This is a genomic window from Sulfuriferula multivorans, from assembly GCF_003851125.1.
GTDB classification, from domain to species: Bacteria; Pseudomonadota; Gammaproteobacteria; order Burkholderiales; family Sulfuriferulaceae; genus Sulfuriferula; species Sulfuriferula multivorans.
The window spans coordinates 1-1,328 of record NZ_BGOW01000032.1 but is presented as its reverse complement, the minus strand read 5'-3'; the positions used below and the strand labels follow the sequence as shown (position 1 = coordinate 1,328).

Genomic DNA, 1,328 nt, shown 5'->3' with positions numbered 1-1,328 from the left:
GGGGGTATCCGCGATTTTGTGTAAACGGGAAATCGTTTAAAGCTGCGGCATGCGCTCATCGAACATGATCGTGAACCGATTTAACGCGGCCTTCCAGTTCTGAATCGGCATTGTCCATTTCTTGCTGATGTTGCGCAGTGCCAGATAATACAGCTTGATCAAGGCATCGTCATTGGGAAATGAGCCCCGGCTTTTAGTGACCTTGCGCAGGCTCATGTTGACGGACTCGATGGCATTGGTTGTATAAATCACCTTGCGAATTTCGGCAGGATAGTCGAAGAACGGAATGATGCGCGGCCAGTTTCGCTGCCAGGACTGCACGATGGAGGGGTAATCAGCCCCCCATTTCATATCGAATTCTGCCAGCCGCATTTCTGCTTCTTCAACGGTCGCAGCCGTGTAAATGGTGCGTAGATCCGCCGCAACGGTCTTGCGTAATTTCCAGCCAACGAAGTTCAAACTGTAGCGCACCATGTGGACGATACACAGCTGCACGGCGGTCTTCGGGAAGACTGCCTCAATCGCCTCAGGAAAGCCCTTGAGGCCGTCCACGCAGGCAATGAAGATGTCCTGCACGCCGCGGTTCTTGAGTTCGGTCACGACCTGCAACCAGAACTTGGCACCCTCGGTCTGGGCCACCCACAGGCCCAGCAACTCCTTCTCGCCATTGAGGTTGACGCCCAATGCTAGATACACCGCTTTGACGCGTACCGTGCCGTCATCGCGTACTTTGGCATGAATGCAGTCGAGGTAGACGATCGGGTACAGTGCATCCAGCGGACGCACCTGCCAGGCTTTGGCTTCGTCCATGACGGCATCGGTGACTGAGGAGATCAATGTCGGCGAGACCTCGGTGCCGTACATTTCTTCCAGGTGGCTTTGAATTTCCCGCACCGTCATGCCGCGGGCGTACAGCGACAGGATCTTGTCGTCAAAGCCACTCCAGCGGGTCTGATGTTTGCCAATGAGCTGCGGCTCGAAGCTGCCGTCGCGGTCACGTGGAATCTCAATGGGCAAGGCACCAAAATCGCCCTTGAGCGTTTTGGCGCTGCTGCCGTTGCGCGTATTGCCACTCTCGTTGGCAACGGCCGCATGCTTGTCGTGGCCCAGGTGGGCAGCCAGCTCGGCTTGCAGGGCGCGTTCCACTATGGCCTTGGTGAGCTGCTTTAAGATGCCATTCTCACCAATCAGGTCTTCGGGTTTCTGGTAATCAGCGAGTAAAAGATCAATCAGATCGGGCTGTACTACTTTGCGTTTGGTCATGGTTTTCCTTTGGAGGTGGCAGTCTCCTGCCTAATGACCGTTTACACAAAATTATTTACACCCTC

Annotated in this window: 1 protein-coding gene; it reads right to left on the bottom strand. The window is 55.0% G+C overall.

Going from position 1 to position 1,328, the window contains the following annotated elements; translation table 11 throughout:
- Positions 1-36 precede the first annotated feature (36 nt).
- A complete protein-coding gene (locus EI185_RS13915; RefSeq protein ID WP_124705757.1) occupies positions 37-1,263 on the bottom strand; it encodes an IS256 family transposase in 1,227 nt (408 codons plus the stop codon).
- Between the last annotated feature and the right edge of the window lie 65 nt (positions 1,264-1,328).